The organism is uncultured Desulfobulbus sp. (genome assembly GCF_963662935.2).
Classification (GTDB): Bacteria; Desulfobacterota; Desulfobulbia; order Desulfobulbales; family Desulfobulbaceae; genus Desulfobulbus.
This window is the reverse complement of the sequence record NZ_CAXXTL010000001.1, coordinates 712,449-726,500: the sequence shown is the minus strand read 5'-3', so window position 1 is coordinate 726,500 and position 14,052 is coordinate 712,449. Positions and strand designations below refer to the sequence as shown.

General features: G+C 56.0%; 8 protein-coding genes. 4 read left to right on the top strand and 4 right to left on the bottom strand.

Features of this window, described 5'->3' with window-relative positions; all coding sequences use genetic code 11:
- Positions 1-42 precede the first annotated feature (42 nt).
- From ACHZCX_RS03110 to malQ, 4 genes are all read right to left on the bottom strand, one after another.
- Entirely contained in the window at positions 43-5,865 is a 5,823-nt protein-coding gene (locus ACHZCX_RS03110) for an alpha-2-macroglobulin (protein WP_319585775.1), read from the bottom strand.
- A gap of 117 nt (positions 5,866-5,982) precedes the next feature.
- A complete protein-coding gene (locus tag ACHZCX_RS03105) occupies positions 5,983-6,552 on the bottom strand; it encodes a metal-dependent hydrolase (protein WP_319585774.1) in 570 nt (189 codons plus the stop codon).
- Between the two features lie 155 nt (positions 6,553-6,707).
- Positions 6,708-7,205, bottom strand: coding sequence for a hypothetical protein (locus ACHZCX_RS03100; RefSeq protein WP_319585773.1), 498 nt, complete (start codon positions 7,203-7,205; stop codon positions 6,708-6,710).
- Positions 7,206-7,432: 227 nt separating this feature from the next.
- Positions 7,433-9,052: a 4-alpha-glucanotransferase gene (gene malQ, locus ACHZCX_RS03095; RefSeq protein ID WP_319585772.1), complete on the bottom strand. Its 1,620-nt coding sequence runs from the start codon at positions 9,050-9,052 to the stop codon at positions 7,433-7,435.
- Between the two features lie 207 nt (positions 9,053-9,259).
- Between malQ and ACHZCX_RS03090 the strand changes: the two genes are divergently transcribed.
- The 4 genes from ACHZCX_RS03090 to ACHZCX_RS03075 all read left to right on the top strand — a co-directional run bounded on the left by ACHZCX_RS03090 (position 9,260) and on the right by ACHZCX_RS03075 (position 14,044).
- Positions 9,260-10,579: a sigma-70 family RNA polymerase sigma factor gene (locus ACHZCX_RS03090; RefSeq protein WP_319585771.1), complete on the top strand. Its 1,320-nt coding sequence runs from the start codon at positions 9,260-9,262 to the stop codon at positions 10,577-10,579.
- An 80-nt stretch (positions 10,580-10,659) separates the two neighbouring features.
- Entirely contained in the window at positions 10,660-11,754 is a 1,095-nt protein-coding gene (gene mqnE, locus ACHZCX_RS03085; RefSeq protein WP_394708743.1) for an aminofutalosine synthase MqnE, read from the top strand.
- Between the two features lie 5 nt (positions 11,755-11,759).
- Positions 11,760-12,818 (top strand): cyclic dehypoxanthinyl futalosine synthase, encoded by a 1,059-nt coding sequence (gene mqnC / locus ACHZCX_RS03080; protein WP_319585769.1) that lies wholly within the window; start codon positions 11,760-11,762, stop codon positions 12,816-12,818.
- A complete protein-coding gene (locus tag ACHZCX_RS03075; RefSeq protein WP_319585768.1) occupies positions 12,818-14,044 on the top strand; it encodes an amidohydrolase family protein in 1,227 nt (408 codons plus the stop codon). Before mqnC ends, ACHZCX_RS03075 begins: the two co-directional genes overlap by 1 nt.
- Positions 14,045-14,052: the final 8 nt, after the last annotated feature.

The window sequence follows — 14,052 nt, the reverse complement described above, 5'->3', positions numbered from 1 at the left end:
AAACAGTTCCGAGCCCGGTGCTGGTGTCGCCGGGCCCGGAATTCACGGCTCGACGATGGTCAGGATGCCGCTCTCACCGCGGCCCTGCAGGCCACGCTCGTACATGCCCTCGGCGTACGGGGGCGGGGTCCGATAGACACCCGCATTGGTGGCCCGCACCTTGTAATCGTAGGTCGCGACATCACGCGAGAGTCCGGCATAGAGGACTACCCGGTCATCACGGGTATCGACAAAATCAGGCTCCCACCCGGTCGACACCTCCTCGCTCGATGCTGCTTCGGTTACTCCTGCCTCCCCAGCAGTTTGATTCTCTCCGCTCTCGTCGGCTTCGACCACCTCTTCCACCGGTTCCGCCGGAATCTCGATCACCGGTTCCACCCCGCCGGGGAGCAGATCGACAATCGCCACTTCGCTGAGGGTATCGCGTTCGGTGGCCCGCAACCGCAGCCGAACGGTGAACTCCGCCCCCACTTTGACCTCGGTGAGCGGTTTGCCGTCCGCGCCAAGATATTCGCGGATGATTTCGATCCCCTGTTGTAGCGGGCCAACGGGCGGCTGCCGGTCAAATCCAGCCTCGGTCAACTGGTAAAACGAGGGCAATCCCTCGTTTTCCTTGCGCAGGAACACCTTGTTCCAACCGTGCGGCACGGCGGTGTGCAGCGGCTTGCCCGTCAGGGCCAAGGGTTTGGTGGCCCCATCCATCAGGCCTACCTCGGCGGTCAGCTGCCCGCTCTTGACGGTACCTGTTCGGCCCAAGAGGTCAAAGGCCCGGATCAGCAGGGCTGCAGAGAGCGAATGATACTGATCCTTGGATAATCGCTCGCCCAGCGCCGGCAAGAGCGCATCCGGCAGCTTAACCAGAAGATCGGGAAAATGCCGCGCTGTCAGGGCCAGCAGTTCGGCATCGTGGCTGAGATCATCGTCATAGAAGCTCATGAATCGATCACTTACGGCTGTTTTACCCTGTGCGGTGGTTTGCCAAGGCACTCCGGCAATCAGCCGATCAGCCTCGCGCCGCTGTTTGAGCAGGGCCTGGCTGGCCGCCAGATAGGCTGCAGTCAGATCGGTGCGCCAGGTCTGGCGGTGGTGCTTTTCCAATTGCTCGACCGTGGCTGCCACAGCAGCGCTGGTCACCACACCCTGCCGGGTGAGCAGGTAGGCGGCGCGGGCCTTGATGCGCAACTCAGCCAATCCTTCGGCCGGACCATTGGCCAGCTGCTCCAGATAGGCACGGCTCTGGCGCAGCAGATCACTTGGCACCGTGGCGCCCCGTTCCTTGGCCTCAATCAGAAAATCGGCTGCATAAACAGAAATCTCCGGTTGAACCACCAAATTGCTGGCCCATTGGCCAAAACCGCCGGCCTCGTTCTGCCGTTGGCGAAGCATGGTGAAGGCTGTCTGCAGGGGTTTGAAATCGGCCCGCGCTGCCTCCTCCGGTTTGGCGGCAATCAGGGCGGGCATAGCCTTGGAGAGCAACTGTTCGGTACAGGCGTAGGGATACTGGTCAAGATAGGTGGTCAGCCCCTGCATCCATACCAGGGGTGTATGATCAAAACCCAGTTCGACCTTGCGGTGTTCGTCATGGAGATCACGCTGTTTTTCCAGACTGAAGGCCTGTTCTTTGAACAATCCAGCCCGCAACCCGACGCGGTAGGGGGTGGCTGGCCGGATCGAGACGGTTTCGCCGATGCGGGCCTTGCCCTCCTTGCTCTCGGCGATGAAGGTGAGATCAGCCGACCCGAGGACGTTACCGGCCCGGAGGCGGAAAACCGCAATCCCCTCGCGACTGGGAGCAACCTCCATTTTTTGATTGGGCTCGTTGATGATGGTGAACCCGGCGCTGGTTTGCAGACGCAGAGTCACGTCGCTGGCTGCATTCAGGTTGCTGAAAGCGCCGGTACTGACGGTGAATTCATCGCCCGGCGCGACAAAGGCCGGAATATTGGGAGTCAGCACCCAGGGGCCGCGCACCTCGGTGGCCCCTTCAAAAACGCCGATTCGCTGCGGCGTCACCGCCACGGCCATGATCCGCAGCTTGCCGTTGAAGCTGTCGGGCACGGTATAGCTGAAACTGCGACCGCCGGCCGGCACATCGACCACCCCTGACCAGAAAGCAACCGGTCCCTTGCGCTTGCGCTTGAAGGGGTTGAGATGAGCACCTATCTCGTCCTCGCCGTCGCCTCCGGGAGCAGCCGCCGCCAACAAACGGCTGAATTCGGGCAGGATCAAGCTGAGGATCTGCGAGGTCTCCACCGCCAGCGATCGTTTCTGGAAAAAATGTCCGAGCGGGTCCGGAGTCTTGTAACGAGCCACCTGGAGAATGCCCTCGTCAACGGCAAAGACCACTGCCTTGGCTGCTTCTCCTGGTCTGAACTCCATCTTCAGTTCCTGGCCCGGTTCAATCAGGGCCGGGGTTTTCAAGGCAACCGGCAGTTTGCGAGCATCCAGGGCAACACTGAAGGGAGCCACGCCGGAGGAGAGCGGACTCATAAAGATCTCGGGTGAGTTGAGATCGCGGACGAACTGGACGTTGATATAGCCATTGCCCTCCAAATCCTTGGGCACGGTGATGGTCTGAACACTGCTGGTGGTGTTGGTCTTAAACCAGGCGTGGGCATAGACCCGGTCGCGTTCGATGGTGATCAGACCCGACCCGGTGTAGGGGGCGCGCAGGCTGATCTGGATGGTTTCGCCCGGCGCGTAGCTGGGTTTATCGAGCTTGATCTGCAGCAGGGCATTGCGCTCCAGCGAACGGCTCAGGTTGCCGGCGCCGGCCACGGTCCAGGTCAGCCGATTGAGCACCGTGCCCTTGGCGTCGCGGATCTCATAGGCAAAATCGCCCGGCTCGCCGGTGGGCAGGGTTATCTCCGCCCCCTCTTTGGCCAGGGCCAGTGGTTTGTTGTCCCTTTCCAGATCCTTGCGCCGCGATTCGTATTTGTAGACGCCGCTTGATTGTTTGACCAGCACCGAGACATGGCGGTATTCGACCAGGGCCAGGTGCAACCCGTCAACAGCCAGGGGCTGCAGGTCCGGGCCCACCGCCAGCCAGCGGCTTTTGCGGACCGCGCCCTTGGCAACGTATTCCAGTGCATCGGCACTGCCCACCCCGATTAGGTAAGGGGCCGCCGAAACCAAGGTTTCCTGCTCGGCCGCAACATTGCGGCCGCCTTCGGCCTCGTACACCCGCGCGGTCAGGCGGAGACGGTAGGTCGCTTGGGCAAAGCGCTCCAGATTCGGCAGCAGTTGAGCCGTACCATCTGCCGAGGTCTTGGCTTCGGCCAATTCCTCGTCCACACTCTCCTTGAGTACGCCGTCGATATGGAAACGAAGGTTTGGGTATTGCTTGAAGGCGGGCAGGGCAGGGCTCAACTGCATCCGGCTGGTCACCCGCCGATCGGAGGCATCAGCGCCGAAGAGATGCCGGGCCTTGACCAGCGGCTTAACCTGGTTCGGCTGCACCCAGCCGATCACCGGCGATTCGGCCAGGCTGAGGTCGACCTTCATCCGGTCTGGCTCAAATTCGCGCACCTTGAAGCTGGTGCTGCCGATCAGGGTGTTGCGGCGGTTGTTTTTCATCAAATAGACCGAGGCCGCATATTCGCCGGTGGGCGCGGTCTCATTGCTGCTGAAATCGATCACGTCAAAGCCGCTGGCCGGACAGGTGCGGCGCTGATTCCAAGCCACCATGCCGCGCGGGTCGGTGATCTCAATTTCGATCGGCATACCCTCGATCCGGGTATTCCAATCGGCGGCGCGGAGGATGTAGCCAATATGGGCGGTCTCCCCTGGCCGGTAAAGACCGCGATCGGTGAACAGGTCAACCGAAATCTGCTCCGGGCCGCTCTCGTTGGCCGCGCCGCCGATATCAAACCGGGTTAAATCAACCTGATGTTCGCCACGCCCCAGGGGCAGAAAGGAAAGGTCATTCTCCAGGCTGGCCACCAGCATGATCGGTGTTTTTTCACGCTTCAACTCGTTCATCTGCGGGAAACGGGCATGCCCTAGGGCGTCGGTGATGGCCTCGGCGATAGCCAGACCGTTGCGGCCGATGACCTCGACTCGGGCACCGGCAACCGGGGTACCGGTGGCGATCGACTGGACAAAGACCTCCTGGCCGCCGTCCAAGGTGCGTTTGCTGATCAGACCGAGATCTGTCACGACGATGAAGCGGCGGTCACCGTTTTCCGAACCTTGCGGATAGTCGCTGTATTCGCGTTTGGGCTGTTTGGGATCAAAGGGGGTCAGCCGGAGGACAAAGACGCCGCGACGACCACCCTCGGCACTGAGATAGGTACGCAGATCAACGGCGTCGTACAGCGGTTTGGCCGGGTCGAGGTTGGTAAATTCACGAGTGTATTCCATCCGTTCGACCAGCCGGTCGAAATTTTCCCCGTACACCGAAGGCTGGGAAAAGCCGTTGTAATTCTGATCGATAATCTGATGCAACTGGCCAGGAACGAGGCGGGCAATTTCCACCTTCATACCCGGCAGTCCCTGGGCCATAAAACCAACCCGTTTTTCGCCGTTTAAGCTCAATAAGGCGCCGTTGCCCAGCAGTTTGAGGACCTTGGGGTATTCGCCGGTGTTGAGCAGCCTGATTTCCTCTTTTTTAGAGAGATAACCGCCTATTGCCTCGACTTTTTCATTGATTTTGACAACAATCTTCCGGTTGATTGGAGCGCGGTAGGTAAAGCTGTGGTGACTGTTGAGGGGTTCGGCACTGGGAATCTGGGTCAGCGGCAGGAGTTGTGCCTTTTTCAAGTCAGCCTCGCCCAGCCGTGTGGAATCCCAGCCGTCCTGTTTTTCGGGCAGCAGCCAGGCGCGCACATGCTTGGCTATAGTTTCGTCGGCCACCGGAAAGGTGCTGTCGAACATCAGGACCTGCTCCGGTGCGCCCTGCTGATTGGTGACGTAGCTTGTTTCCAGATTGTTGAAGGTCAGCTGGTAGCGGCCGGGAACGGTCACCGCCCGTTCAATCATGTGTTCTGTGCGATTGCCGCCGCGGGCGGCCCCGATGCCTTTGTCCAGGGCCAGGGTGATCGGTACCGATTCCAAGGGCACAGCCAGTGGTGCGGAATGGATGTGGGCATGGAGGCTGCTCTTGTCGATGGTCAGGCTCCAGGACTCTTTGCCGGCGTCGCGAAAGGCAAGCCCTTCACCCAGTTTAAGGTTGATCGCCCGTTTCAGGCTGGCCTCATCCACCGGATGGGAGAAATCGACAGTGGTCACCATCTTTTTGAGTCGGCTATCTACTGGGTCCTGATAGAGTTCGCTGGCGGCGATGGTTGCGCTGAAGGGGGCAGTAGTAAAGGTGGTTTGATAGTCGCGTACCAGCACGCCCGGGGCAAAAAAATTCTCCTTGGCAAAGGCCAGGGTAAAAGCACCTGCTACCGGCCAGTCACCTTCGGGCTTGAATTCCAGGGTGCGGTCATCAAGCCAGCGCCATGAACCGGGTTGGGTGGGCTCCAAGCGCAGACCGGAGACCACCGGTTTGCCCGCTAGGGCGAGCGGTGCTGCGGATTCGGCAAACCGGATGCGCAGGGGCGCAATCACCACTGGCGACTTTTCATACTCAGTGAGGGCCGGGGCAATCACCCGGTAGTCGACGGTGTGAGGTTGGGGCAGGTGGCTGTACCATTGCCAACCGTACCAGCCGCCGCCGGCAGCACCCAGCAGGGCAAGCAACAGGACTGCGGCCGTCAGAGGTTTTTTGGCGGTCCATAAAAAAAAGCGGGCAAGAGTTCTGCCTATCCAGCAAAGCCATCGGGGGGGCTGCCAGCCGAAACAGCCAAAAAGAGCGATAAAGACAGTGCGGAGTCCACGCAACACAGCGACGAAAGGAGCGAAAAGTGGGGCGATCTTCATAGCACTACCGTGGGGGTGGGGTGGATTTTGGGGTTCATATTGATCATCGGTACGAGTACAAAGGCAGGTGAAATAGGACGCTCGGTGCTTGTCCCATCATTCTGTTCAATGGAGCAGTTAACCATCCATGACGGCTTTTGGCACGGGTTTGATTGAATACCGGTTCAAGGTTAGGCGAAGTAAAATCCCGTTAAAAGCCATACCCATAACGGGCAACCAAACCCACAAAAACTCAGACCACAAAACGGTGGCCCCTTTCAAAGAAAGAAAACGAGAAAGGCGAAGAGGGGCAACTTCAATCACCTGCATTGGTGCAAAGAAACGCTCACCTGACCAAGGCCATAAAAAGGCGATGCCGAGCCCGCCATTGGTCAAGGCGTCCAAAAGACCGTGCGAGAAGACGGCGACGAACAGAAACGAGAACGACTGCAGGAATGTGGAACGAAAAAAGCGGAACAAGCAAGAGCCAGCGAGGGCAGCAAGAAAGGCAAACAAGACTGAATGGCTGAATCCACGGTGCCCAAAGTCTGCGGCATAGGGAATACCAAGGCGAAAGGCAAGAACATCGAGGTCCGGGAGCACAGAGACAGCAACACCGGTCAACAGTAATCGTCTCGAAAGAGCGCTGCGCCCAAGGCCAAGAGCCAATGCAAGTGGAACTGCCGGATGCGTGAGGAGGGTTGGCATTGGTAGCCTTATCAATTGCCACAAGCAGCGAAAGGAGCTGTCTTGTTTGCGTCCCTGATGATGGAAGGGAGAGTCATGGTTTGAATAGATTGGCCGCCGAGCAGGGGATCGTTCATCGTATCGTTAAGCTGTAGCAACTGTCATCGGGAAGTTTGTCATTTTTTCTGCGTATATCTGTCCAGATTCTGGACCGCTTTCATTCCGGCTACCTTCAGCTTTTCCCTGTCTTTGGTCATGAGCCCCAACGAAATTGTGATGTAATATCCGTCCTTCATGATGTGCAACCCTGGCGGCGCAATAAAATTGTCATCGCCCACGCCTTCAACTTTTGCCGCATCTTTAAAGGCATCTTTAATTGAGTTATAGATGGATTCAGGGGTGTTCTTTTCGCCTTTCTGAGGCTGCGTCAATCCCAGTTGCAGAAATGCGCCATCCTTATCATATACGCATAATTTCAAACCGACAGCAGGCTGTTCTCTGGTGATGCATTCCTCAAAACTGACACCGGTCAGCGCCTTGGCATCTTCCCTGGTGATGATCATGGCCGGTTCAATTGTCATTGATTCAGCAGCTCTGGGCATGTCTTTGTTGTTAAAGCAGCAAAGCAGAAAAACCAGAGACATAGCCTGTGCTAATTTATTAAATTTATTCATTTTTATCTCGTTTATTTGTATTTTCGCTAGAAACTTTGACTATCGAACTGTCGAGGCGAGAGGTACAGGGTGTTGCGCGTGTAATGAGAACCGTCGCTGACCCAGAAAAGAGCAGCCTGCAGTGAGCCTGTTGTGTGGTAGCCGACAAATTTAAATTTTGGATCTTGAGCGCGTGAAGGCATCAAAGCCGCTTCTCTTTTACCAGAATGCCTTTGGTTTTTTTGTAATTAAAGAGCACACGAAGGAGCCGATTGTTCCGGTAAGCCGCTGTCCTTTGCACAATCGCCGTTCATTTTTCCGGTATCCAGTGGAGGTAACCGGCCGAACAGCCTGGTGAGATCAGATAACCCGGTCGCAACGGCTTCATTGAAGAATCGCTCTGCACAACGCCATTGCCAGTTATTAACGGTGGTGCCGGGGCTGTTCAGGCGGCAGTCGTTGCCGAAACCAAGGACATCCTGCATCGGCAGGACTGCCAGGTCGGCCGAGGAAGAGAGTGCCAGGTAGATCAAATCCTGGTGAAAAGTTCCGGCTTGATCGTCCATCCGGTTGGCAAAACGTTTAGCCCGCTGTTTGCTCTCCGGAGCCACTTCGGGACTAAGAAACCAACCAACAGCGGTATCATTATCATGGGTACCTGTGTAAACAACACAGTTTGTTTCTATATTATAGGGGAGGTAACTGTTGTTCGGATCGCCGTCGAAGGCGAAAAGCAGGACTTTCATCCCCGGGTAACCGAGATTTTGCAGGAGCGTTTCGACCTCCGGGGTGATATGACCCAGATCCTCGGCGATGATAGACATCCCGCCTAGCCGCCGCTCCATTTCCTCGAAAAATGGTTGTCCCGGCCCTTGCAGCCAACAGCCCTTTAAGGCTGTTTCCTCTTCCGCAGGAACAGCCCAGTAGGATTCAAAGCCTCGGAAATGGTCAATCCTGAGCGTGTCGACCAGGGTGAAGTTAAGCCGCAACCGTTGTTCCCACCAATCCCACAGTCTTTGCTTAGTCCCCAAATCTTCAGTGTTCCAACGGTACAACGGATTACCCCAGCGTTGACCGGTTGCACTGAAATAATCAGGCGGGACACCGGCGACATGGGTAGGTTCACCGCATTCTTGATCAAGTTGAAACAATTCCTGGTTGGCCCAGACATCAGCACTGTCAAGAGCAACGTAAATGGGCAAATCACCGATAATTCGGATGCCTTGCTCCTGGGCATATGCATGAAGCTGCTGCCATTGGGTAAAAAAGAGGTATTGCTCGAAGAGGAAATAATCGATCAGGGCCGTCTGTTCTCGAGTTGCCTGAGCAAGGGCTGCCGGCTGTCGCTGCCGGAGGGCAGCAGGCCAAGCATACCAGGGTTTATCCTGATAGAGTTCTTTGAGTGCGAGAAAGAGTCCGTAATCAACGCACCAGGGGTGGCTTCCAATGAAATCTTCCAGAAGCCGCATGTTCTTAGGCATAGCCTGAAAACGCTTCCACGCCAAGGCAAGGATCTTTTTTTTATGGTCGGCGACCTGCTGATAATCGACGGTATATTCGGAGAAAACCGGAGTCTCGATTTCTTCTTTTCGCAGCAGTTGTTGCTCTGCCAGGAGGTCGAGGCTAATAAAAAAGGGGGAGCCGGCGAAGGCCGAGTAACTCATGTAGGGCGAATCACCAAAGATGGTACTCGTGGGACCAAGCGGTAAAATCTGCCAGCAACTCTGGCCGCTTTTCTTGAGAAAATCAATGAATTGCCGAGCAGGATGGCCGATGTCGCCTATTCCGGAAGATCCGGGAAGAGAGAAAACCGGCAGCAAAATTCCGCTTGACCTTTGCTGGACAGTGTTTACCGATGTATCATTCATTGCTCATCCGTTGTAATCCCCACTCGAGGTAACATGCCTAACCTTGTTGCTCCCATGAACTGCCAAGGAATGCGGCATGATTGTATGCTTTTTCCGCAAAAAAACCACTCTTCGATTGCTTTTTTACTCTGAAAGATTATCCTATAATATTCTTTTTGTCTCTTAAAACACTTTATGTGCGAATGCACATTATAAAGGAGAAGGCAGGTGCTAGCAGGTATAAAAAATGACCTTCTTGAAGCCGGAAAGGATGAAGGCTGCATTACTTTTCAACATCTTAACGATCTGCTCCCCGAACAGGTGAAAGATGCGGGGGCTATAGAAGAACTCTTTGATTTTCTTGGTGAAAACAATATTGAAATTGTTACCCAGGAAGAATCTGGAAAAAGGAAGACCCTTTCCGGCGAAGAATGGACCGGGAAAAAAAGCGGCGAGGACGATGGCTCTTCCGATAGTTTGCCCGACAGTGAAGAGCACGAGTCAGAGGAAACGACCACCACCTATCTTCGGGAGATGGGGCAATTCGATCTGCTCACCCCTGAGGAGGAAGCCAAATATTCCAAGACAATCCGGGAAGGATTTGACGCCATCATCGAGGCGATTCGACTCGATACATCCGGCGTCACTGAAATCAAAATGTTAGTTGACCGCATCGATCTCTGGCAGCGTCGCGATCCGACACTCAAGCCAAAGAAACAGCAGCTCAATTACATGAAGCATTGTGTCAGCATTGCCAACCGGAACTACCCGGACAAGCGTGAGCTGTTTGAACTAACCACCAGAATCGAAGCGTACAACCGTTCGATCGAGTTTGCCAAGGATTCGATGATCCGGGCCAATCTCCGGCTGGTTGTTTCCATTGCCAAGCGGTACATGCATCAGGGGCTGACCCTCGCCGACTTGATTCAAGAGGGAAATCTCGGGCTGATGCGGGCTGTTTTCCGTTTCGACTACAAAAAAGGCAATAAATTTTCCACCTATGCCTCGTGGTGGATCAGGCAAGCGATCACCAGGGCTATCCTCGACAAGACCCGCACCATCCGTTTGCCTGTCCATTTCCTCGAGTTGCGCAGCCAGTTCTTCAAGGCCTTCTACTCTCTGCTCAAGGAGCTGGGACGCGAACCAACACCGGTGGAAATCTCCAAGATGACCGATCTGCCGATGGACAAGATCCTGGCCATCCTCGAGGCATCCCGTGAGCCCATTTCCCTCGAAACTCCTGTGGGTGACGATGATTCGACCCTGGGAGATTTTCTTGAAAATCAGGAATCGGAGTCGCCCTACGATGCGGTACAGAACCGCGAGTTGGCGCATCGGGTAACCGAGGTGTTGTCAACACTGACCGATCGCGAGGAAAAAATCATCCGGTTGCGGTTTGGTATCGGCGAAAAAGCCGAATATACCCTGGAGGAGATCGGCAAACGCTTTAATGTCTCCCGAGAACGTATCCGGCAGATTGAGAAAAAGGCGCTGAACCGTTTGCGACACTCGAGCCGCAGGGAAAAACTCCGCTTCTTTCTCGATTAATCCTTCCACCATCTCAATGAACATGAGCCCCTTGCTCCAAGGGGCTTCTTTTTTTGCCCCTGAGGCACGCGCACAACACCATGGATGCATACATCGAACAAGCTGGTTTGGGACGGATTCTAGCAAAAGTCCGTGATGGGGAACGCCTGACGCTCGAAGATGGGCAAACCCTTTTTCACCATCCCAACATCCTCGCCCTCGGCTATCTGGCCAACATTGTCCGGGAACGAAAGAACGGCAACCAAGCTTTTTTCATTTATAACCAGCATATCAACTACTCCAACATCTGCACCAATCTCTGTAAATTCTGTGCCTTTGGTAAAGAAAAAGGGCATGCGCTCGCCTACGAGATGAGTGTTGAGGAAGTTAAGGCCAAGGTCAGGCAACGTCTCGACGAACCGATCAGTGAAATCCACATGGTCGGTGGTATTCATCCTGACCTGCCGTTTTCCTATTACCTTGATCTCTTGCGCGGCATCAAGGAGGTGCGGCCTGATGTCCATATCCAGGCTTTCACCTGCGTCGAAATCCATCACCTGGCGCAGTTGGCGGGAAAACCGGTCGACCTGACCCTGCGGGATCTGGTCGACGCCGGCCTCGGATCGCTGCCCGGCGGGGGTGCCGAGGTGTTCAGTCCCCGAATTCGCCAGATAACCTGCGAAAAGAAGCTGCCCGGCGAGGGGTGGCTCGATGTGGCGAAAATTGCCCACCGCCAAGGATTACGCACCAATGCCACTATGCTCTACGGTCATATCGAGACTATTGACGAACGTCTCGAGCATCTGGATACCCTGCGATGCGCCCAGGACGAGACCGGCGGTTTTTTAGCCTTTATCCCCCTTGCCTTTCATCCCAAGAATACCGAGATGGCGGAACACAGCAATACGACCGGTATCAATGATTTGAAAAATATCGCAGTCAGCCGGCTGATGCTCGATAATTTCCCGCACATCAAGGCCTATTGGGTTATGATCGGTCCTAAATTGGCGCAAGTGGCCCTGGCCTTCGGTGCCGATGATATGGACGGCACGGTCAAGGAAGAGGTCATTACCCACATGGCCGGTGCGGAAACCGAGCAAGCCATGGGCCACAAAACCCTGATTCGGCTGATCAAGGAAGCCGGGAGGCAGCCGGTGCAACGTGACACCCTCTACACTGTTCTCGCCACCTACTGACGGTCATGCAGGCTATCATCGCGCACATTGAGGCGGGCCAGAGGATCAACGGCGAAGAGTTCCTCCGCCTGGAGCGGGAGGCCAGCCTCCATCAGTTGGGCTTTCTCGCCCATGCGGTTCGTCTGCGGTTGCATCCCGAACCGGTGGTCACCTATGTCATTGACCGCAATATCAATTATACCGATATCTGTATTTCCGCCTGTAAGTTCTGTGCTTTTTTCAAAGCCCCTGAGGATGGCCGTGGTCAGGTGTTGTCACAGGCTGAGTTGGCGCAAAAAATAGCTGAGACCCAGGCACTCGGCGGTACCCAGATTTTGTTGCAAGGCGGCCTCCACCCGGACAAGCCGCTGGAATTTTATGAGGATATGCTCCGGTTCATGAAAGCAACCGGTATCCATATCCACGGCTTCTCTCCGCCTGAGATTGTTCATTTTAGCCAACTGTCCGGTCTCTCGATCGAACAGGTTCTGCAACGGTTGATGGCCGCCGGTCTTGGCTCTATTCCTGGTGGCGGCGCCGAAATCCTCAGCGACCGGGTGCGGCAAGAAATGGCACCCAAAAAATGCACGGCTGACCAGTGGATCGAAGTGATGGAGATCGCCCATGGTCTCGGCTTGCGCACCACCGCCACCATGATGTTTGGCCATATCGAAACCACTGCGGAGCGGTTGGAACACTTGCAGCGAATCCGTGACCTGCAGGACCGAACCGGCGGCTTCACTGCCTTTATTCCCTGGCCGTTCCAACCCGACCACACTCCGCTTGCCGCCGTGCGCAAGATTGAGAAGACCACGGCGGTCAGTTATCTGCGCATGCTGGCGCTGAGCCGGATCTTTCTCGATAATGTCCACAACATTCAAGCCTCTTGGGTCACCCAGGGGCCGAAAATCGCCCAACTTTCCCTGTTCTTCGGGGCCAATGACTTTGGCTCGACCATGATCGAGGAAAACGTGGTGGCTGCCGCTGGCATTCGCTTCCGTCTGTCGGAAGAAGAAATCAGGGGTCTGGTTATCGACGCCGGTTTTCAGCCGCAACAGCGGTTGATGGATTACACCCCGGTCTGATGGACGCTGGTTCGATCCGTATCCACAGTGCGCCCTGGATTGTGCCGGTAAGCCGTTTGCCCATCAAGGCGGGCGGCATTGCCGTGTCCCAAGGGAAAATCCTCGCGGTCGGCGAATTGCAGCAAGTGCGGCAGCCGTATCCTCTCGCCGAGGTGGTTGATCACCCGCATGCGGTGTTGACGCCGGCTCTAATCAACAGCCATATCCATCTCGAACTTTCCCACCTGGCCGCCTTGGCCGCCGCACCATTGGACACCACTTTTACCGGCTGGATCAGCCGATTGCTCGAACTCCGCGACACCCTCGGTGCGGTCGGTGTGCAAGCAGAACAGACGGCCTTGCAGGTCATCGAGCAACAGTACCGCTCGGGAGTCAGTGTGCTGGCCGACGTTGGCAATACGTCGATCGGTCGCAATCTGGCCGCATCGTTTCCCGGAGTACTTTTTCCGTATAAGGAATATCTCGGTCTGGCCGAAAGCACGTTGTCGAAAAATCTGCAGCGGTTGGGCCAGGAAAATGAGACCACCCTCTGTTCGGGTCATGCGCCGTATTCCACTCATCCCCATTTATTGCAGCACCTCAAAGCACGGGCAACGGATCTTGGTCATATCTTTCCTGTTCACACCGCCGAGCCGGCAGCTGAGGGCGAAATGATCCGGCAGGGTAGGGGGGAGATGGTGGACTTTGTCCGGCAGCGCGGCTTCTGGGATGGCTCCTTCACCTCCAGGGGCAACGGCGGCACGGTCCATTATCTACGGGATCTTGGTATCCTCGACCATCGAACCCTGTGCATCCATGCTATTCATGTCGCCGATGAGGAGATCCGGATCATGGCCGGAGAAGGGGTCAAGGTCTGTCTCTGTCCCGGAAGCAACCAATTTCTGCAGACAGGAAAGGCGCCGGTGCAGGACTATCTCGACCAGGGCATTCTGCCTGCCTTGGGCACAGATAGTCTCGCCAGTAATCCTAAACTTTCTCTCTGGCGTGAGATGCGCCTTCTGGCAGAGGCGCACGCGACTGTTATGCCCTCCGAAATTTTCAGGATGGCCACTCTAGGCGGAGCCGAAGCCTTGGGCCTGGGACATCGTCTTGGCGCCTTGGAACCAGGCAAGGAGGCGGATCTGCTAGCCGTACCGATTCCCGACAACCTGAAGAACGCCGAACAGATCTACCATTTTTTGGTGCATACCGGCGACTTCCTTAAACCGGCCCGGATTCCACAATGAGGCAAAGT

What these genes read in the sequence shown, in the direction of transcription:
- malQ (WP_319585772.1), bottom strand. Translation starts at nt 9,052, where the DNA reads ATGAATGATACATCGGTAAACACTGTCCAGCAAAGGTCAAGCGGAATT.
- ACHZCX_RS03110 (WP_319585775.1), bottom strand. Translation starts at nt 5,865, where the DNA reads ATGAAGATCGCCCCACTTTTCGCTCCTTTCGTCGCTGTGTTGCGTGGA.
- ACHZCX_RS03075 (WP_319585768.1), top strand. Translation starts at nt 12,818, where the DNA reads ATGGACGCTGGTTCGATCCGTATCCACAGTGCGCCCTGGATTGTGCCG.
- mqnE (WP_394708743.1), top strand. Translation starts at nt 10,660, where the DNA reads ATGGATGCATACATCGAACAAGCTGGTTTGGGACGGATTCTAGCAAAA.
- mqnC (WP_319585769.1), top strand. Translation starts at nt 11,760, where the DNA reads ATGCAGGCTATCATCGCGCACATTGAGGCGGGCCAGAGGATCAACGGC.
- ACHZCX_RS03105 (WP_319585774.1), bottom strand. Translation starts at nt 6,552, where the DNA reads ATGCCAACCCTCCTCACGCATCCGGCAGTTCCACTTGCATTGGCTCTT.
- ACHZCX_RS03100 (WP_319585773.1), bottom strand. Translation starts at nt 7,205, where the DNA reads ATGAATAAATTTAATAAATTAGCACAGGCTATGTCTCTGGTTTTTCTG.